The organism is uncultured Sphingobacterium sp. (genome assembly GCF_964277905.1).
Classification (GTDB): Bacteria; Bacteroidota; Bacteroidia; order Sphingobacteriales; family Sphingobacteriaceae; genus Sphingobacterium; species Sphingobacterium siyangense.
The window spans coordinates 14,025-34,780 of the sequence record NZ_CAXYKD010000022.1; the positions used below are offsets into that span (position 1 = coordinate 14,025).

Consider the following 20,756-nt stretch of genomic DNA (forward strand, 5'->3'; position numbering starts at 1 on the left):
AAGTTTTGATAAGTTTATAACCGTTTCTAACAAACTATTTTCTTTTAGTAATCTCCTGCGACAAAAGTTGATAGATTTGCTGTAAATCTGGTTTATTGCTAATAAATTGCAAATGTTTTTGCATTGTTGTGCTGTCCTGTCGGATCGCTGGTCCTGTCTGAACTGTTATTGGAATATGATTTTGCACTTTTTCTGCCGTCTCCAGGATGATTGGTTTAATTAGATCAAAGGACAAGTCGTTTTCTGCTAAGAGCTCGTAGGCCATCTGATAAAGGATGTTAGTAAAATTGTTGACCATAACCGAGGCAAGGTGAATGGCTAAGCGCTGCTGGGAATTACAATAGATGCTCCGCGGTGCAAATGTCTGTGCTAACTGAAGTAGCTTGGCACTATTTTCATCCGTGTTACCTTCAATACAAAGTGGGACGGTCGAGAAATCGACTGCTTTATTTTTGGATAATGATTGTGGTGGATAGATGACTCCCGTATTTTTAAATCCAGCCAGGACAGAAAGATCGGTTGCTCCCGAACAATGAATAACAACGCCTTTTATATCTTTTGGTAGCGCTTCTACCAGCGATACAATGGCCTGATCGGTAACGGCAATGAGGTAAAGATCGGCATGCAAGTCTAGTTCAGATAGTTGGTCAATTGCTGCGCAATGAAGAACAAAGGCCAATGCATCTGCATTGGCCTTTGTTTTACTGTAGATCTGAACGATATGGTGCCCTGTTTTTTGAAACTGTTGTCCAAAATGCGTAGCGGCATTACCGCTTCCTAAGATCACAATGTTCATTATTTAAGTGCTTTTCGTTTCTCCTCTTTATTTCTTCTCACAATGGACATGATAAAACCGATGGTCATGACAATCGTTCCACACCAGAAAAAGTTGATGTATGGGAATTTAATGGCTTTAAATACGACCCATTTCTTTTCTGGAAGTGGCTTTTGATAAACCATGATTTCTAATTTATCCTTGTCAGGTTTAATTCCCGTAAATCTGAATTTAAGTCCTTGCTCGTTGACATCTTTGTTGAAGTCATAAACACCACCGTCTTTAATTAAGTAGATTGGTTGTACCTCATACTGTTTGTTGTCGGCCGAAAATACTTTTATTTTCAATCCAACCATGACATCACCAGGACCTTTTGGAATTTTCTCCAGGTGAGCCTCTTTGTTTAAGCCTTCAATGACATAATATCCATTGCGGTAGCGTAGGGTATCACCGATATTTACCTGATACGTTGCTGGCTCCTCATAGTCCTCGAAACCAGTTTTGTCTTCTGCCGGAACTTTAGCATGTGTTGCCTGACTTTCAGCCGCAGCTGCAGTAATCAGTGTATACACGTCATGCGTGACATAATGTTTGGTCGCTGGAGTACCGATCAAACCGCCCATTTTCGCGTTGTTTTGTGCAAAAGGTTGTAGCACAAAATGCTCCTTCACTTTACCTGTTTCTTCGTCGATCCGCTCGTATTTTATTTTATAAAACGTATTTGGAGCCACAATGCTATCGCCGATATAGGTAATTTTGTATTCCCCCATTTGTACAGGTTCACCTTCGGTCAAGAATAAGTTGTCGCCAGGTTTCTCTACTTTGTCAAATCCCGATACAGCAATGTAACCTGTGTTGTTGACCGAGATGACCTCGTTGGTTGCTGCAGCCACCATGGCACCGATAAGTAATAATCCAAAGCCGATATGGGCTACCGAAGAGCCGGCCAGCTTCCATTTGCCTTTAACGGCATCACCCAATACACGGATATTCGCCAAAATACAGAAAATACTTGCGAAGGTGATCAAAATATAGATCAGGTTGGTATAAGTCTTCGTAAAATAGACGACAGCAGCCGTTAGAATGAGAGACACAACCAACGATGCTACCGTAGAAGCCAAAAACTTGCGGCTATCGGTACGTTTGTATTTTAAGAATTGTGTAAATCCGGTTAAGATCATAACGATCACTGCAAAACCCGATTGCCACTTGTTATAATGTTGGATCGGATCCAAAGGTGGAGCTACCTTGGTGCCAAAGATCTTGTTGAACACTGGAATTGATGTCGAGGCAATGATCTGTGCACATGCGACAGTCAATACCAAAGCGCCAATAAACATCCAGAATTCTCTTGAATAGATATCCTCATCTTTTTCTGTGATGGGCATCTCTTTCTTTTTGACGGTAAGAAATACGACCATGATTACCAAAAAGACAACATTGAATAAGATCAATTGTCCGCTCATTCCTAGATCGGTAAAGGAGTGTACAGAAGTCTCTCCAAGGACACCACTACGTGTCAGGTAAGATGCATAGATAACAAGTACAAAGCTGATCATCGCCAAAAATGTAGCGGTGAAGTAGGAGTGGCCTGAATTCTTGTAAGCAATCATGACGTGGACAGCAGCAATCAGGGTAAACCAAGGAATAATTGATGCATTTTCTACCGGATCCCATGCCCAGAAGCCACCGAAGTTAAGTGCTTCATAAGCCCAGAATGAACCCATGATAATACCTGCGCCTAAAATCATCACGGCAAATAAAGCCCAAGGAAGTGCTGCATTGATCCATTCTTTGTATCGCTTGGTCCAAAGAGCACCGGTGGCATACGCAAAAGGAACAATCATCGACGCAAAGCCAAGGAATAGTGTTGGTGGGTGAATCACCATCCAGTAATTTTGAAGCAAAGGGTTCAAACCATTACCGTCGGTGATGAGTGAAAGATAATTAGCTTCTCTAAAGATTGGAATATCCATTGCTTCACGCAATAGGATAAACGGAGAGCTACCGATACGCAGACCGAAGATTTCCACACCAATAATCATGGAAGCTAAAAATGCTTGGCATAACATGACGAAAGTCATGACAGACGATTCCCAGCTTTTTGCTTTAAATAGCAAAACAGAACCTAATACTGTTTGCCAGAACATCCAAAGCCAAAAACTACCCTCCTGACCTTCCCAAAAACTGGAAATGATATAGTAGGTAGGGAGTGTCTTGGACGAGTGCGCCCAAGCATAATTATATTCAAAAAGATGATTGTATATAATATAAAATAAAGTTGCACCAATCGCCACTACGGAGACCGCATTAGCCCAAAAGGCAATACGTGCAATTTTTTTCCATGAATTCTCTTCAGGGTATTTTGTTGCAAAAAAGTAGCTGATACAAGATAGAAGTGCAGCACCAAAAGAAAGTACAATAAAGAATTGTCCGATCTGCCCTGGTAGCAGGTGCTCACCAACGTAATTAACGTCCATTGAAAATTGATTTTACGAATTAATTATTGAAAGCAGTAGCATTGATCTCGGTGACGACCGATTTATCGTTATATTTTGACGGACATTTCATCAATATCTTACTTGCCCTAAACACATTTCCGTCCATTTTTCCTGTCAATACAATTTGCTCTGAACGTTCAATATCTTGAGGTTTGGCGCCTCTAAAAATCACTTCACATTCTGTACCATCGTTGTCACGCATGAAAAACGAAAATTTGTTGGCGTCAGTTTTGGGATCATAATGAAGCGCTTTGTCTTTATTCAATTGACCTACCACATATAGTTCGGTTTTCTTTTCTTTAGCTTCGGTAAATGTCGAATAGGTACTTGAATCGGTATAGATAACAAGTATCATGGCAATTGCGACAGCAATGATAGCGATTAGAATAATTGAACTTTTTTTCATTTGTATTTACTTATTTTATAAGTGTTTGATCTCATCATATTAAATGAGCTCGTTTCACCCGGTTTGTTTTTTCTTAACGATGAATAGCTGTTCCAATCTGCCAGATATCCTCCTGTTTTTTCAGAAAGATTATTACCCAAATCTGACAACGTTGTGCTCGCTAAAATCCCAAATTGATTACATTTGAGACCTAATCGAATGCAAAATTACAAATAGATTCGCTAAGAAAGGAATAATGCAACTTTTCCATATTATTTATATCTATTCTAAATAGTTTGAATTAATTGGAAAAATAAGCTAGATTCGAATGCTTTTGAATAATTTGAAGTGAAATTTGCTATTTTGGTTCTAATGATATCGCATGAATTTTACAATTGCCTGTTAATATGAGTGTTGCTTTGCGATTTTTAGGCCTCTTTTGGGCTGTTATATTCCCTTGCTTTTTTGTTTTTGGACAGGTTAAATTCCGTAATCAGGAAATTGCTATCCAAAATGACAATGACGTTTATCTACTGACCGGTCAGGACCGCTATTATACCAATGGTATCAATATCAACTATAGGATTGCGTTGCCAGGGAAACCAGATAGTCAGACTTCAAATACGGTATTGGATTTTGAAATAGGCCAACGGATTTACAATGGTATCAGTATCATTGACTATAGACGGCAGGAAAAGAAATACGATAGACCATTTGCAGGTTACCTCTATTTTAGTGCTGGGGTAACGCGATTTTTACCGCACGATCAGGTTGTTGAGTTCAAGACTGAATTGGCGCAAATCGGCCCTAAATCTTACGGTGAAGAAGCACAGAAGTTTATCCATCATCTCTTTGGGATGTACGAGGCGACTGGTTGGGATACGCAGCTTAGAAATTCTTTTGGTATTGATTTAAGTGCAACTTATAAAAAAGGACTATATCGCAGTCAAAATCAGCAATTCGACGTCGGAATTATAGGTGAAGGGACCATTGGATTAAATAATACCAATATGGGAATTGCGGTCCCGCTTCGGTTGGGGAAGCTGAAATCCTATCAGGCATCCACCTTTACACATGGGCATTTGACACAGGGAAGAGCAGACAATGATAAAGAATGGTATTTTATCTATCAACCAAGCGTGTCTCGTATTTTTTACAGCGCAACGGTAGAAGGAGGGAGAGGTAAAAATGACCCCATAGGTAAGTTATACACTATTCAGCCTTGGATGCTTAGTCACCGCATTGGTTTCAATTGGTCTAACCACAAGATCAATTACGGTATCAATTACATCTTCAATTCGAAAGAGCTCAAATCGGTGTTTCACCGGCATCAATATGGCGAGCTGTTTTTTGCCTACCGTTTTTGATCAACCAGCCATAAGTAGGACCTACATGGATCCGCTTGATAGGATCTTCGTTGGTCCAGCGTTCAAATGTTTGTCGTTTGCAGCTTGTTTAACCTGGGTTTTCGGGAATAGGGTCGGCCAGTTTTTGCCCGATCAATCTTGTGGTGAGCATAGCGGCTACGGTATCTCCAGTGGCATTGAGCATCGTTGCCAATGGGTCGACCAGCGTGGCGATAATCATAATGGAAGGAATCACCTCCGTTGGCATCTGATAAACCGATATGATCAGCATTTCACCGATGTAGCCACCATTAGGAATACCTCCGGCTACGATGCTCACCAGTAAAGTAATGCCAACCGCCATAATCAGATTGGCTGGATCAAAAAAATCCTTGCCACTTAATAAAAGCGCAATATAGATTTTAAAGATACAGGCGATCGCGGATCCATGCTTGTGCAATGTTGTGCCTAGGGGAATGACGACACTAGCGACGCTGTCCGGGATTCCAATTTGCTTGGCTGCAAGTAAGTTGGCTGGCATGGTGGCGAGGCTGCTGCAGCTGCTCAATGCGGTTAAGGAAGGCAATATGTTATTTTGCCAATATCGTTTGACACCCTTTAGCCCGAATGCTAAAAAAGCGAATAAACTGAATACCGTAAAGAAATAGAAGATTCCAAAAAAGTAATATAGACCGATAGGTTTGGCATAAAAACCAAAGAGCTGAGGGCCTAATGTTCCAACCTGATAGGCAAAATATGCTCCCAAGCCAATGGGAGCCAGGTTCATGACCATCACGAGCAGATTTCCCATCACAACATTGCCCGAGTTTATAAATTTACGGAAGGTCTCTGCAGATGCTCCAGATTTGCGCGTAGCAATGCCAACGAGGAACGAAAAGATGACAAAGGCCAGCATATTTTGTCGTGATAATAAACTTGAAAATTCGCTAACGGTTAAAAATCGGACCATTTTTTCACCCCAAGAATCATGAACAACTGTTTCTATGATCTTGTTTGTTTGTTCAATAGGCAGTGGAGCATCTACTGGAAAGAGGTAAAGGAAGCTGATGCTTGACAGTCCGGCGACGACAATACCCAGTACAAATACGAAGGACATCATGCCGATGATCCTTCCCAGTACACTGTCGCCATCGATATTCGCAACAGATGAGGATATGGCAAAAAATACCAAAGGTATAACGCTGACAAATAGGAGGTTTAGAAAAATGTCGCCGATGGGTTTAAGATTGTTGACGATATGCGGAAAGAAGATGCCGATCAAACTTCCAATACTGATCCCAAGGAGTAGAAGTAAGATACTGCCGTAGTTCTGCACAAAAGTTTTTGTAGCGTATTTCATAGGTGTATGATTAGTTATTTCTAAAGAAGTTCATTCGCATGGAAGAACTGCTTATATTGTCTTTGTAATTTGGTGACATAGAGAATATCCAATGCTGTTGTATTGCCTGCGCTTGTTAGGTTTGGATATTTCATTAGGTTTTGTGAATATTTCGTATTAAGATTGCTAAAATAGTGTTTTTCTCGAATAGGTCTATTAAAACGAGCTGAATTTATGCGTGTTTGTTCATTTTTGTTTTAATTTGCTGAGAAAATCCGCTTTTTTCTACAAATGTCTAGGTGATTGCTTCGTATCTTTTCATTAAGGTATCAAAGAGGTTGCTACACTCGGTTTATGATCTACAAAAAAGTTTCTATCCGCTTTCACAGCTCTTGATACTGTTGAAATCAGGAAGGCTTTGATACTCGGATTGGCTTTTTTATCTTTGGACAGTAGCAGTGATAGGTGTCATGGGTAAGGAGTGCGCCATTTGTTTGGATTACTGTTTGGTTGTTTAGACTTCATGTGTGAAAATTGGAACTTAAAGTATTTGTATAAAAATGGAATTTGTAACGACAGGAGATGGTTCGAAAACGTTGTTTAATGCTGAAATAGGAGAATGTTATCATTCTAAACACGGTGCGGTACAGGAAAGCAGGCATGTTTTTATAAAAACAGGGCTTGACCACTATGTACAAACAACAGGGGCAACCGACGTCGGGATCCTAGAGGTTGGGTTCGGGACAGGTTTGAATTTTTTGCAAACAGCTGACTTTCTTAGGGATAAATACGTTCAGGTGGAATATGTCGGAATAGAAGGATTTCCCTTGCCTTTGTCCACTATTGCCGCAACGGGCTATGAGGCGACGGTGTATCCGTCCGTATGGGCAAGCTATTTGAATGCATACGAGCAGGCTTTGACGGGAAACGTACAGATTAACGAGTACTTAAAGCTTCATATTGATCATACCTTATTGATGAATTTCCAATCGGATCGCTTATTTGACGTTGTTTATTTTGATGCTTTTGCGGCAGTGCATCAGCCTGAGATGTGGAATGATGCTGCCTTGGGACATATCGCGCAGTTTGTTAAACCTAGAGGTGTTTTTGTGACTTATGCTATTACCGGAAACCTCAAACGCAGTATGAAAGCATTGGGCTTTTCAATAGAGAAGACGCCTGGTGCGCCAGGCAAGCGTGAAATGCTGCGCGCGACTAAGTTATAGGAAGGACGATTGCCGACTTTAAATTATTGTTAACTGCTTGGTATTCTAAAAAGTGTTTTCTAATTTAGCCCAAAATAGAGACGCTAACCTATTCACCACTTGTGGTTTATATTTTACTACCTAATGACAGATTCGCAGTTGATAGACAGTTTGAAGACAGATGGCCAGGAAGGATTTGTTGCGATTTATCGTAAATTCTATAAACAACTGTTATTCTTTATACTTGGTTATCTGAAGGAAAACCGTGTGGCAGAGGAAATCGTGGCCGATGTTTTCGTTAAGGTATGGGAGCGTAGGTCTGATTTTCATACAATGGAAAATCTAAAGGCCTTTATCTATATTTCGGCAAAGAATGCGAGTCTGAATGTTATTCGGTCGGAGCGTTCTAAAGGCATCCATGAGTCCTTGACAAATTATGAAGATCTGTTGGCAGATGATCGCGACGTTTTCTCAAAAATGATTCATGCTGAGTTGATCCACTCTATATTTATTGAGGTCGGAAAGCTTCCGGAAAAACAACGGGAAGTTTTTAATATGACCTATCTTGAAGACAAGACAGTCGAAGAGATTGCAGAAGAGCTTCAAATGAGCCCAGCTTCTGTATACACAAACCGTTCCCGTGCGATACATACCATACGAACCTTGTTGGGGACTAAAAATGCATTAACGCTCCTCGCGTTTTTATCTTTAGTCGGCGAGAATTAGCCGGGGCCTACCCGATTTTATACCGCGCTATTTATTCTTTTTTGACCCTTATCCTTTTATTTTCTGATTGGTTTTCTAAGCTTCTGCGCTTTTTTTTTACCTGTTTTAATATTTTTTTACTTTTTTATGTAAGATTCTGTAAGTCGCCGTGTTTTTATTGACGAAAGAAACGATGACGAAAAGTATGCACGGTACAGACCACATTATAATACTTCTGAACTCCTATTTAAAGGGTGAAATTCATCCTGATACGCATTTGGAACTCCGGTTGTTATTTGAACAATACCCAGAATTGCAGAGCATGTTAATGGAGTTAGAAAATCCAGAAAACCTACAGCAAGAGCTTAAAATTTATGAAAGTCTCTTTGAGGCTGATGCAATAAAGGCAGAAGAAAGGGTGTTGTCGACCATTTTAGATCGAATTGACGTAAAGTCGACTGAGCAGCAGGTGAGCTGGTTCAAAAAATATCGGTTGTATGCGGCTGCTGCGGCATGTATCATCGGTTTAATTGGGCTGGGGACTTGGAAAATGAAACAAGATGAACAAGCTCAAACTGTTGTTGATCCGATACTTCTGGCTAAAGATCTTGTACCCGGAGCCAACAAGGCAAGGCTTCAGCTTGCCGATGGAACACATGTAGAGCTGGATGGTCGTCATAGCGGGATCTTAATGGGAAGTGAGATCCGGTATAACGATGGTTCGGTCGCAGTGAATACGCAAGGAGATAAAGGGCAGATGATGGTCTTATCAACACCTAGAGGGGGGCAATATCAGATTGCTCTGTCCGACGGTACTAAGGTGTGGTTGAACGCCGATACGCGCTTGCGTTATCCCAACAAGTTTATAGGCCAAACACGTGTCGTAGAATTAGATGGAGAAGCCTACTTTGAGGTCGAGAAGATGCGGGATAAACCTTTTGTGGTCGTGACCAATAAAGAGAAGGTCGAAGTATTGGGAACTCATTTCAATGTCTATTCTTTCCCGGGAGAACAGGAATCAAAAGTGTCTTTGTTGGAAGGTAAAGTAAAGGTATCTGTGCCTATAGGAAAGGAAAGACTGCTTGTTCCCGGGGAACAGGCTTTGGTGAATGGCGAGGAGCTCTCTGTTCAGCAAGCCGCTGTTGAGGAAAGTATTGCCTGGAAAAATAATGAGTTTACATTTAACGATGAACCTTTGGGAACGGCATTGACACAAATAGCGAGGTGGTATGATATTGATATTGAAATAGCTCCAAGTGTGTCAAAAATTAGGTTGTGGGGATCAGTATCGCGTTTGGATAATTTTGATAAGGTACTTAAGATTATAAAAATGACAGACGATAAAATAAAAGTTCAGATCGAAGGAAGGAGGGTGAAATTGATGAAATAAGAATACATTAAATCATTATTTCGTCCTTTTAAGGAGCTGAGGAAGGTGGCACTTCCCCAGCAAATTGGTTCGAAATATAATAAAACTTACTCAACTGTTTATTAAACTAACAAAACCAACCAAATGTAATGAAAAAGTATAAATACCTCATTATTATGAAAATGATTATTATGCTTCTTTTGTTTAGTATCGTGCAGCTTCAAGCTGGAAGTTTCGCTCAGACGGTGCGTATAAAAAAGAAGAATAGTCCTATTGTTGATGTATTTCGGGAAATCAAAAAACAAACTGGATATACCGTATTATGTAAATCAGAAATTATCAGCAATAGTCCTAAGGTCAGTGTGGATTTTAATAATGTCTCCTTAGAACGAGCATTAAATGAACTGTTGTCTTCTAGAGGACTTAGCTATATCAAAGAAGGTAACTCTATTATTGTGAAGACTAGTGATAACAGCCGTATCGAGCAGTATGCGCCTCTCACAAATGTAGGCTGGCTAGCAGAGCAAAGCCCTGTTCAGGGCAAGGTTACCGATCAGGATGGCAAAGTGCTTGCTGGAGTAAGTGTCGCTGTAAAGGGCGGAAAAATAGCAACTGCATCAGACGCCAATGGAAATTATACAATCGCTGTAAACAGAGGATCAATTCTGGTATTTAGTTTTGTTGGCTATGAGCGTAAAGAAGTAGAAGTGAACGGAGATATCTTGAATGTTAACATGCATCCAAGTCTATCGAATCTGGAAGAAGTCGTTGTCACTGGATATGGTACATTTAAGAAATCGGACTATACTGGCTCTGCTTCAACAATACGTACAGAGCGTATGTCAGATGTCCCAGCAGTAGATTTTTCGACGATGCTCCAAGGTAATGCACCTGGAGTCCAGGTTAATTCCCTATCGGGTCAGCCAGGAGGTTCAACGGATATTCGAATACGGGGTATGGGGTCCATCAATGCAGTCAATAGGCCACTTTTTGTTATCGATGGAGTGCCAGTGATGTCGGGCGATATCTCTTCTAGCAGTTCAAACAATGCTGGCCTCGATGTAATGTCTACCTTGAGTAATGCGGACATTGAGCAGATTACGGTGATAAAAGACGCTGCGGCAGCTTCGCTTTATGGCTCCCGGGCAGCAGGCGGTGTTATCTTGATCACAACAAAATCGGGCAAGGCCGGGAAACCTGTATTTTCGTTCAAAGGTGACTATGGGCTTTCCAGTCAAGCGACAGATTTTCGTGAGGTAATGAATGGTCCGCAACGTCGCGAAATGCTGCTGGAAGGACTTCGCAACAAGGCGCGTTATATCGACAAGTTGACTGATGAAACGCTGATTGAAAATTTTGCACAAAATAATATTGATAAATATGCACCGCAACCCTGGAGCGGCTGGACAGATTGGAAAAAGGAACTATTTCGTCGCAATTCACCGTTTAGAAACGCAGACTTATCAGCTTCCGGTGGGGATTCCAAAGTCTCATACTATACATCATTGGGTTATACCAATCAAACAGGCTTGTCTTATCAGTCTGGTTTTGAAAGGTTAACAGGTCGTTTGAATGTGAAATACAAAATGAGCGAAAAGCTAGAACTTGGGGCTAATATTTTATATTCAAATGTGAACCAGGATGTTAATTCGGAAGGCGGGACTTACACATCACCGATCTATTCATCACGTCACAAACTGACGGCTTCCGAACCTGTATACAATGAAGACGGTACCTTCTTTTTGGATTTTTTCTCCAATGGTCCACGTAACCCGAAAGCATCATCATTGTATAATTACCGTCGGGAGAAAGCAGACCGATCGTTCAATACCGTCTTTGCAAACTATAAGTTTATGGATGGTCTCGTTTTTAATACAATGTTCAGTTTAGATCATACAACGACTCGGTACAATTCCTGGTCTGATCCGCGGACTTCAGATGGTGAGAAGACAAATGGTTCATTGTCTACAAGTTTTACGGACTATAATCAAATGGTGTGGCGTAATAGCTTGACCTATACCAAGACATTTGCGGCGAAACACCATTTGGATGTTTTGGGCGGCTATGAAGTCAACCGTTATCGCAGAGATGGGATGGATGGGGCCAAAGATAACTTTCCTTCGGTAGAAAAGATTGTACTTTCCAATGGTTCGGTGCTCACTGATCTTTCAGGGTCGAATACGGAATGGCGATTGCTGTCCTATCTTTCGCGCGCCAATTACAATTATGATGATAAGTATTTCTTAGGAGGAAGTGTGCGCATGGATGGTAGTTCAAGGATTCATCGGAGCAGCCGTTGGGGCACATTTTGGTCTCTGTCAGGCGCATGGAAGTTTACGAAAGAGAATTTTATGGACTCTTTGAATGATGTGCTGACAGATGGTAAGATTCGGGTGTCTTATGGTACAAACGGTACTTTGCCTTCAAGTTATTTCACTTATATGGATTTAACAGGATTTGGCTATCCGTATGGGAATAATCCTGGTATCAGGGAAACACAGATCGGAAATCCAAACCTAAGATGGGAAAAACAGAATAACCTTAATATTGGTTTGGATGTTCGTTTATTTGATCGATTGGGACTTACATTCGAATGGTATAGAAGACAGTCATCGGATTTATTGAATGATATGCCGACCTCCTTAACAACGGGATTCGGATCTTACCTGACAAACATTGGAGCAATTCGAAACTCGGGTATCGAAGTGGATCTGAATGCGGATATTCTACGTGATAAAGCGTTCAAGTGGAATGCAAGTTTGAATTTCGGTATGAACAAAAATAAGACAATAGCTTTGGCCGATGGTAGTGAGGAATTACGCGATGGTACGTCAATACATCGTATAGGCCAGCCTTGGTATAGTTATTATCTAATTGAGTTTGCTGGGATAAACCGGGAGACTGGGGTACCTCAATATTATGTCAATGACCCTTCAAATTTAGTATCAAGGGATATTACAGAAGATTATACCAAAGCCAATCGTATTCTTTACAAAAGTGTCGATCCAAAACTGATCGGTGGGTTTACCAATACGTTCCGGTATAAGATGTTTGATCTGAATTTTACCTGGACTTATTCTCTTGGGGGCAACTCTTATGACAGTGGAGCAAGCAAGACTGAACTAGGCGGAAAAACTGGCTATGATAATATACCACAGTATTATGAACGGAGATGGCAGAAACCTGGTGACGTAACCGATATTGAGATGTTTATGGTCGGGAATACTTACGATATGAGTAGTGTGGCCAATACACGTCGTGTCCATTCTACGGATCATATTCGATTGAAGAATATGACTTTTGGTATTTCTTTGCCACAGCAGATCTCGCGTCGCCTCAAAGTAAGTAATATTAGAGCATATTTTTCGGGTGTAAACCTATTGACGTTTGCAGCCTACAAAAACTATGATCCGGAAGTACCTGTAAATGGTACCGTGTATTTTGAGTCCCCTAAATTGAAGACAGTAACCTTTGGTTTGGATGTTAAATTCTAAAAAAAGACTATGAAAAATATATTATCAATGGTATTGTTATCTAGCACCTTTTTGGTGGGATGCGGTGACCAATGGTTGGAGAAAGCGCAGCCGAGTACATCAACAGAAAGCTCGCAGGCTATAAAGTCTGTTCGTGATGCGGGATATGCCTTAAACGGTATTTATGATATTATGCGCGGATATGAGTATTATGGCGCAAGAATGACCTATTATGGGGATGTGACAGGAGAAGATATGTTGGCTAATGGTGATACAAAAAGAGCTGCAAAGTATTATCTTTTTGACTTCAATAAAGATAATACACCTAGTTCATTGTGGTATCAACCCTATCGCGTATTAAGAAATGCCAACGGTATTTTGACCTACATAAATGGTGTTCCAGAAGGCCAAATGACGGAAGAGCTGGGAGATATCAAAGGTCAGGCCCTCACACTTAGAGCAATGGCCCATTTCGATTTGGTGAAAGTTTTTGGAGCTCCCTATACAAAAGACAATGGTGCTTCTTTAGGTGTACCGATCGAAACTGAGAAACATGCTTCTACCAATAAACCGGTGCGCAATTCGGTTAGGGATGTTTACAAACAGGTGATTGAAGATCTGGAAAACGCAGTGAACTTGTTAAGTGCAGCGAAAAAGAATGGTAAGCTGAATAAATTTGGTGCTCAGCTACTACTCGCTAGAGCTTATCTCTACACGGGAGATCATGCAAAGGCTTTTGCGCTGACAAATCAATTCATTAAAGACGCCGAAGCGGCACAGAGTTCGACAAAAGGGCAATATATCCTATGGGCGAATAGTGAGTATGCCACTGTTTGGTCAAAGGATTTTACCAGTGAAATTTTATTTGGAATATCCGTTCTAAAGACAGAAAGTGGACCAGGAAAAGAGGGGATTGGCAATTTATTGTGGCGTAATGGGTATAATGATATTATTCTGTCGGATGATTATATGAATCTGATCAAGAATGATGCAAACGATGTACGTCATAAAATCATTACCAAATATACTAGCAAGCAAGTTGACTATTACTACTTAAATAAGTATCCAGGAAATACAGCTGATGGGGAGAATCCAGAGTTTGCAGATATTCCGGTGCTTCGTCTTTCGGAAGCTTACCTGATTGCTGCTGAATCGGCGGTGAAGCTAGGTGACAATACGAATGCTTTAAAGTATTTGAATGCGATTGTTACACGTGCAAATCCGGCAAAATCTATTAGTGGTGTAGTTACTTTAGAACGCGTTATGGAAGAACGCCGCCGTGAACTTGTAGGGGAGGGACATCGTTTGTTTGACGCTATGCGCAATAATATGCGTATCGAACGGAAAGGCGCTGCCCATGTCTCACCTTCATTGAGACCGGAAACAAAATCCTTTGATCGGACATTTTTTAAAACTTTAATGGCCATTCCAAGGGTTGAAATTGATGCAAATAATAATATTGTTCAGAATGAAGGATATTAATTTCATATGAAAATTCATTTAGAAGCAAAGCACGGCGGTTCCTATGGAATCGCCGTGATCTGGTATTTGTTTGTTCTATTGGGCGCTGTGCAGGGAGTTGTTGCTCAAAGTACTTTGGAATTGGGAAAGTTTGACGGTCCTTATTTTTTTTATGAAAATGGTGACAGTAGTTGTATCCGTGTGGAACATGGTCAGGTGTTGTCCGAAAAATCGAAGCATATTAAAGCTTTTAAGGTTTCAACGGAAGACGGTAAGCACCATTTTGAAGTTTGGCGTCATCCCATAGTGGCTCCTGCCTGGTCCTATCGTCCAAGTAAAAAGATTGTGGTCTTGTCGGATCCGCACGGTGATTTTGAATCTTTTTATTCGATTCTCAACGCGCAAAAGGTCATTGGGTTAAACTACGAATGGACGTTTGGGAGCAATCAGCTTGTCATCATAGGCGATGTGTTTGACCGTGGGAAAGATGTTTTGCCTATCTTTTGGTTGATCTATAAACTTGAATACGAGGCTGCAAAAGTTGGAGGGCAGGTCCACTTTTTATTTGGTAATCATGAAGAGATGGTTTTACGCGGAAATTATAAATATACGCAAGAAAAATACAAAGCTTTAGCAGAGAAGGTAGGCAGGGATTATCGTGAGTTTTGGTCGGTAAATACCGAACTGGGGAAATGGTTACAGACAAAGAATACCATAGAAAAGATCGGGGATAATGTATTTGTTCATGCCGGACTAAGTGCGGCGATGTTGGATCCTCAATGGTCGATCTCGGCGGTCAATGACTCGGTACGTCATCATCTGTTTCAACAGAAGGAAGAACGGCAAAAATCGAAAGCTGCCACCTTTCTATTTGGGAGTGAGGGGCCTTTATGGTACCGCGGAATGGTTCGTGAAGAAGAAAAATATCTTCCATTGCCACAAACAGAGTTAGAAAAATTAATGGATGTACATGGTGCTCGAAGAATCTTTGTAGGGCATACCATTTTTCCGGAGGTAAGCAAATTTTATGCGGGGAAGGTCTACGCCGTGAACGTAGCCAATGAAGCCAATCGCCTGAAGGGGCGCAGCCGTGGAGTGCTCCTCCAGGGGGCTAAGGTTATCATTCTTTATGACGATGCCAGCAAAAATAAATACTTCGCCTCTAATTTATAAGCCGCTTAGCAAGTTGATATAATTATCGATAAAGTGCAGTTTGTCTTTGGATTTATATTGCTGGATATAGCGCGGATGGTCGAGGACGGTCATTTTTCCAAACAACTTTTCTTCCTTGTTGATCTTAGCGAGAAAGGTTGCATTTTTCTTTCCGAGGACAAAGACCTCGTCCGTCTTTAAGCCCATGGAAATGTGCTGTTTTAAAGAATCCAGCATAAAGGGGCGGACCATGTCAAAAAGTTGCTTGTCGTCGTAATAGTTTGCATTGATCCAGTTGTTGGGTTTTGTTTCTCGGACAATCGCGAGGGGAAATGGCGAATTGATGTAAAACTGTTTGTAGAAGATATCAGGGCCGCCATAAGCTTCAATCATATCGTACATGAACACCGAAGATATTTCATGGGTATGCGCAGAATGCATTTGTATGCCACATACACTAGCTAGTCTTTTGGTATCCGTAAAAGGAACTCCCGTTACACCCGCCCCGTGTCTGCTCGGATTAATGCCGATAATGAATTTTCTGGTTAGATTATCATTGTAATATTTGTGGTAGAACTGTTCCATCACAACCAATGTCTCAGGATTGTCAAGATAGGGATTAATTACATTGAATTCTGGGGGAAGGCTTCCTTGATAATGAAGATGTTTATTGAATAAAACTACTTTTTCCGCAAATGTTAGCATCGTTTGTGTGTTTAAAAACAAAATACGATTTTTTAAAGAGGTAAAAAACAAAGCCGGGTGTCATTTGACACCCGGCTTTGTTTTTTTGTATCTTGAGTCAAGATTAGTGACCTTGTGTACCGTCTACACCATGTGAATGTCCGTGAGACAACTCTTCTTCAGTAGCAGGACGTACAGTTAAGATTTCGATATCGAAATTTAATGTTTTGCCAGCCATTGGGTGGTTTAAGTCAGCAACAACTACTTCTGGAGTAACCTCAGCTACTACAGCGCGGAATTGGTTTCCTTGGTTGTCTTGTAAAGGCAATACCTCTCCTACTGGAGGTAAACCTGTTTCTTTGAACATATCTACTGGCAATTGCGCGAATGCTCTGTCGTCTTTTTGACCGTAAGCATCATCCGGTGCCAATTCAAATGAAATTTTATCACCAACGTTTAAGTCTGCGATGTTTTCTTCAAATTTAGGTAACATCATACCTACACCATATAAGAAATCTAAAGGTTGTTCTGCAGTTGTTTCTTCAACGAAAACTTTTTCACCGTTTTCTACTGTGTGAAGTCTGTACGTCAATGCTACGACGTCGTTTGCTTTTATAGCCATCTGATTTTGATTTTTGGAAGCCCAAGGCTACCGTTTATTAAATATAATTTATTAACGCTTGTATTGAATCCTGTGGTAGACTGCAGGTCCTGTTTTTACAAAGATATGCTTTTGTCTCCTTTCCGACTCTATGTTCTAGCAGTGGAAGATTTTCTTCTGTACCGCCAAGAACAATTTTATTCGGAATATAATACTTGCCGAGTTCATTTTTTAAAGCCATCGCTTTATCCCCCGTCAATGCAATTTCATTGATCCCATATATTTCTTCTAGCAATAATATTGCCCAATTTGAATAGACAGAGCCATAAGTCTTGATTTGCGGGAATACATTCGCCAGCAATTGGTCTGTAATGGCGATGTAATTTTCATCGTCAAAAAGCAAACCTAATCGTTTCAATTGACGAACCATCGTCGACGAAGAGGATGGAATTACATTATCCATAATTTCGCTTTTCCGTGCGATGAGTTCTTCTGCCTGCGACGATGTGTAATAGAATGTTTTTTGTGATCCATCGTAAAACAATGCAATGGCCTTATCAGCGAGCTGTCGTGCTTTGATTAACCAATTGAGCTCAAATGTCGCCTCATATAATGCAATAAAGGCTTCAATAGTGAATGCATAGTCATCTAGGAAGCCTGCGATCGCTCTATTGTCATCTTTTGGTTGGTGCAATAACTGGAGATCGTCTTGAATAAGATGCGTACAGATAAACTGGGCATTGTTTAAAGCGAGTTCAAGGAAATGGCTGTTTCCAAGACTGTGGTAGGCATCTATTAGTCCCTTTAAAAATAAGGCGTTCCAAGTGGTCAGCTGCTTATGGTCGAGCCCTGGACGTTCTCGTTTTTCCCGATAGTCGTATAATTTTTTCTTTGAAATTTTTAAAAAATCTGCCCATTCGTCAGCTGACATATTGACCTTTGTTGCTAACTGGTCTGCATTTATGGCGCAAATAGGAATATTGGTTTTTTCTTCTCCCCAGTTGCCTGCTTCGGTGATGTTAAAATATTGCCCGAGTAGGGTGGCATCGTCACCCAGTACCTCGTTAAATTCAACTTTGGAGAATGAATAGTATTTCCCTTCAATACCTTCACTATCTGCGTCTAATGCGCTATAGAAACCATGGTTTGGTGCTAGCATCTCCCGTTCGGCCCAGTCAATCGTTTCTTCGATAATCCGCTTATAGAACGGATCTTGACTTTGTTGATAGGCTTCGGCATATAGCGATAGTAATTGTCCGTTGTCGTAGAGCATTTTTTCGAAATGGGGAATATGCCAATAATGATCGACCGAATAGCGCGCAAAGCCACCGCCGATCTGGTCATATATACCACCCGATCCGATCTTTTTCAACGTAAAGTGAATATGATCCAATAGTTCCTGATCGTTGGCCAGCACACCATATTTTAGCAAAAATAACCAGTTGTTTGGTAGCGGAAATTTCGGTTCTTTTTGATAACCACCTTCTTTTTTATCGAACATCTCGGTCCAAGGGGCAACAATTTCATTTAAGTTTTCAATCGTGTATTGATCGGGGATGGGATTGATGGGGAGTTTCTCTGCCCGTTGAATACCATTGTTTAGCTTTTCGGCATAGTCAAATGCGACTTCGGGTTTCTCCGCCCACATTTGTGCAATTTGCAATAAGATATTCTGCCAGTCGTGCGGTTTGAAATAAGTACCACCGTAAATAGGTCTCCCATCGGGCAGGCAGATACAATTCAATGGCCAGCCCCCGGCATTGGTCATCAGTTGCACAGCAAGCATATACACTTGGTCAATATCCGGGCGTTCTTCACGGTCGATTTTGATCGATACGAAAAACCTATTCATGGTTTGGGCGATGGCTGAGTTTTCAAAACTTTCACGCTCCATCACATGGCACCAATGGCAAGCAGAGTAACCAATACTTACAATGATCAGTTTATTTTCGTCTTTTGCCTTTTTTAAAGCTTCCGGTCCCCAGGGCATCCAATCTACTGGATTGTGTGCGTGCTGTTTAAGGTAGGGTGAGTTTTCAAATTGCAATTGATTCGCCATAAGACGAAGGTAGTAAAAAAGCCTCCATGATGGAGGCTTAAATGTGTTTTTTAATATTTGGGTTCTGCAATGATCTGGTAAGTCTCAATAGCATCTTTCGGAGTTCCAATTAAAGCGATTGATGATGTACCTCTTTCCCAAATTGCTATCGGCAGGTGATTAAGCTTATTTTTGAAGAGCTTATTGTACTTATCGTTAAGTTCGGCCTGTTGATTGTTTGTTGTGGTAAGCGTGGGGCTACCAAAAGATTCGCGTGCCACTTCCATCAAATATTCTTTCTCTTTTTCAGGTGTTTGCTTTCGAAATTGATCGCCATAATAGAGATTGACATAGCTATAGGGGTATTGCCCTTTTATATAAGTTTGATCGATGCGATAACCTTTTTTGTAAGAAAAGGATTGTCCTACAATGCTTCTTGTGGGTGGAGTTTCCCAATTGACATTGAAAAAATCATTCCCCGGAACAGCTCTCATGGTGAGGCTAGCTTGTTTGACCACTTTATTGTCCTTGTAAAATAACACATCTAGTCGGTATTCGCCCGGTTTGTGAAATGTAACACCCGTGCCCAAAAGAAAAGGATTAACCCCTGAACTGTAATGCATAATATCATCGATATGCCAAACAATTGAATCAACAACCTCTTTTTCCCACATAAATAAAGTGATATGATCTTTATGATTATCTTTTTCGTATAAATGGATTTCCCCTTGTTCAAATACGTTGATAACCCGATTGTCTGACCATAAATCAATGTTTTTGGTTAATCTTGTTGTAAGGGATTCCACTTCTTTTTCTTCAGGTTGAATTACTTCCGGTATTTCAGGATAATTTTCTTTTGTACAAGAAAAGAAAATAAAAGAAATGCAGCTTATTAAAAGATATTTTTTTAACATTATTTTTATGTTTTTGCAAAAATAGAAAAAAATACGAGAAATTTTTTTGTGGTGTGGCGTTTCACATTTTTTTGCGTTAAATAATAGGTTGTCGGCAAGTGTTTATAGCTTGAAAATTAATTAGATGTTATAAAATGTCCGATGAATTTGATTATTTTTACATGCATTTATTATTAGCTTTACCGAAGTCCTATGTCAAATGACGTTGACCTGCTTAAAAAGATAGTCCAAAAAGATAGAAATGCTTTTGAAGCTATTTATAAGAGTCATTTCCGTAAATTGTATATCTTGTCTTTTCGGTATGTGCGAGAGGAGGCAATCGCTGAAGAGCTCACCAACGACGTATTTATGATGTTATGGGAAAATGCGGGAAAATTGGCCATTAGTCAATCACTGGGAGCTTACCTATCACGCAGTGTTATCAACCTTTCGCTCACCTACCTTAAAAAGAATCAACGTTTATTGGAACGGAATAACGATTTTAGTAAAGAACTGGATCTGACGGATGATGAAGATGAAATTGATCGCGCCGCACTTTACGAATCCAAGTTGTTGATGATCGAAAGTATACTGGAAGGGTTGCCGCCGCAGTGTCGAAAAATCGTTCTTATGAGTAAGTACGATAAGATGAAACAGCAAGAAATCGCAGATCAATTGGGAATTTCAATAAAAACGGTTAAAAATCATTTGACCATTGCTTACGATAAAATTCGGGTCGCATTGGCCAAGCAAAAAACTTTTCTGTTACTTCTAATCGGCTTTTTATTTTTTTCATTGGGACTTTTTGTCCAGTTTATTATCTTATAGT

General features: G+C 40.5%; 16 protein-coding genes. 8 read left to right on the top strand and 8 right to left on the bottom strand.

The features are described 5' to 3' along the window. Nucleotides 1–34: 34 nt before the first annotated feature. From ACHWSC_RS09355 to ACHWSC_RS09365, 3 genes are read right to left on the bottom strand one after another with little or no spacing between them, the layout of a single operon-like run. The gene (locus ACHWSC_RS09355) at nt 35–796 is read right to left on the bottom strand and encodes a Rossmann-like and DUF2520 domain-containing protein (RefSeq protein ID WP_394676549.1); all 762 of its coding nucleotides are present in this window, start codon (nt 794–796) and stop codon (nt 35–37) included. Continuing rightward, the gene (locus tag ACHWSC_RS09360; RefSeq protein ID WP_394676550.1) at nt 796–3,255 is read right to left on the bottom strand and encodes a heme lyase CcmF/NrfE family subunit; all 2,460 of its coding nucleotides are present in this window, start codon (nt 3,253–3,255) and stop codon (nt 796–798) included. Before ACHWSC_RS09360 ends, ACHWSC_RS09355 begins: the two co-directional genes overlap by 1 nt. Before the next feature lie 19 nt (nt 3,256–3,274). After that, on the bottom strand, nt 3,275–3,682 hold the full coding sequence (locus ACHWSC_RS09365; RefSeq protein ID WP_046672794.1) for a cytochrome c maturation protein CcmE: 408 nt from the start codon (nt 3,680–3,682) through the stop codon (nt 3,275–3,277). Nucleotides 3,683–4,068: 386 nt separating this feature from the next. Here ACHWSC_RS09365 and ACHWSC_RS09370 point away from each other — a divergent pair, with 386 nt between their 5' ends. Beyond that, on the top strand, nt 4,069–5,028 hold the full coding sequence (locus ACHWSC_RS09370; protein WP_394676551.1) for a lipid A-modifier LpxR family protein: 960 nt from the start codon (nt 4,069–4,071) through the stop codon (nt 5,026–5,028). An 88-nt stretch (nt 5,029–5,116) separates the two neighbouring features. On the opposite strand, the gene ACHWSC_RS09375 is transcribed toward ACHWSC_RS09370, so the two are convergent. Further along, a complete protein-coding gene (locus ACHWSC_RS09375) occupies nt 5,117–6,367 on the bottom strand; it encodes a dicarboxylate/amino acid:cation symporter (RefSeq protein WP_394676552.1) in 1,251 nt (416 codons plus the stop codon). 539 nt (nt 6,368–6,906) lie between these two features. On the opposite strand from ACHWSC_RS09375, the gene mnmD reads away from it, so the two are divergent. From mnmD to ACHWSC_RS09405, 6 genes are all read left to right on the top strand, one after another. Further along, on the top strand, nt 6,907–7,572 hold the full coding sequence (gene mnmD, locus ACHWSC_RS09380; protein ID WP_394676553.1) for a tRNA (5-methylaminomethyl-2-thiouridine)(34)-methyltransferase MnmD: 666 nt from the start codon (nt 6,907–6,909) through the stop codon (nt 7,570–7,572). Between the two features lie 123 nt (nt 7,573–7,695). Then, nucleotides 7,696–8,277: an RNA polymerase sigma factor gene (locus tag ACHWSC_RS09385; RefSeq protein ID WP_394676554.1), complete on the top strand. Its 582-nt coding sequence runs from the start codon at nt 7,696–7,698 to the stop codon at nt 8,275–8,277. A gap of 172 nt (nt 8,278–8,449) precedes the next feature. Further along, nucleotides 8,450–9,646 (top strand): FecR family protein, encoded by a 1,197-nt coding sequence (locus ACHWSC_RS09390; protein WP_394676555.1) that lies wholly within the window; start codon nt 8,450–8,452, stop codon nt 9,644–9,646. 128 nt (nt 9,647–9,774) lie between these two features. After that, nucleotides 9,775–13,119 carry a SusC/RagA family TonB-linked outer membrane protein gene (locus ACHWSC_RS09395; protein ID WP_394676556.1) on the top strand — a complete coding sequence of 1,115 codons (3,345 nt, stop codon included), beginning with the start codon at nt 9,775–9,777 and terminating at the stop codon, nt 13,117–13,119. 9 nt (nt 13,120–13,128) lie between these two features. After that, entirely contained in the window at nt 13,129–14,580 is a 1,452-nt protein-coding gene (locus ACHWSC_RS09400; RefSeq protein WP_394676557.1) for a RagB/SusD family nutrient uptake outer membrane protein, read from the top strand. A gap of 6 nt (nt 14,581–14,586) precedes the next feature. Next, complete coding sequence (locus ACHWSC_RS09405) at nt 14,587–15,732, top strand: metallophosphoesterase (RefSeq protein WP_394676558.1); 1,146 nt, start codon at nt 14,587–14,589, stop codon at nt 15,730–15,732. Here the strand turns inward: ACHWSC_RS09405 and ACHWSC_RS09410 are convergent. From ACHWSC_RS09410 to ACHWSC_RS09425, 4 genes are all read right to left on the bottom strand, one after another. Then, nucleotides 15,727–16,416, bottom strand: a complete 690-nt coding sequence (locus ACHWSC_RS09410; protein ID WP_394676559.1) for an SMUG2 DNA glycosylase family protein — start codon at nt 16,414–16,416, stop codon at nt 15,727–15,729. The two genes, ACHWSC_RS09405 and ACHWSC_RS09410, sit on opposite strands and share 6 nt — an antisense overlap. A gap of 103 nt (nt 16,417–16,519) precedes the next feature. Further along, nucleotides 16,520–17,017, bottom strand: a complete 498-nt coding sequence (locus tag ACHWSC_RS09415) for a peptidylprolyl isomerase (RefSeq protein ID WP_046672788.1) — start codon at nt 17,015–17,017, stop codon at nt 16,520–16,522. A 37-nt stretch (nt 17,018–17,054) separates the two neighbouring features. Beyond that, on the bottom strand, nt 17,055–19,055 hold the full coding sequence (locus ACHWSC_RS09420) for a thioredoxin domain-containing protein (RefSeq protein WP_394676560.1): 2,001 nt from the start codon (nt 19,053–19,055) through the stop codon (nt 17,055–17,057). 50 nt (nt 19,056–19,105) lie between these two features. After that, on the bottom strand, nt 19,106–19,948 hold the full coding sequence (locus tag ACHWSC_RS09425) for a hypothetical protein (RefSeq protein ID WP_394676561.1): 843 nt from the start codon (nt 19,946–19,948) through the stop codon (nt 19,106–19,108). Nucleotides 19,949–20,140: 192 nt separating this feature from the next. Here ACHWSC_RS09425 and ACHWSC_RS09430 point away from each other — a divergent pair, with 192 nt between their 5' ends. Beyond that, nucleotides 20,141–20,755, top strand: a complete 615-nt coding sequence (locus ACHWSC_RS09430; RefSeq protein ID WP_394676562.1) for an RNA polymerase sigma-70 factor — start codon at nt 20,141–20,143, stop codon at nt 20,753–20,755. The last annotated feature ends 1 nt before the right edge of the window (nt 20,756 follow it).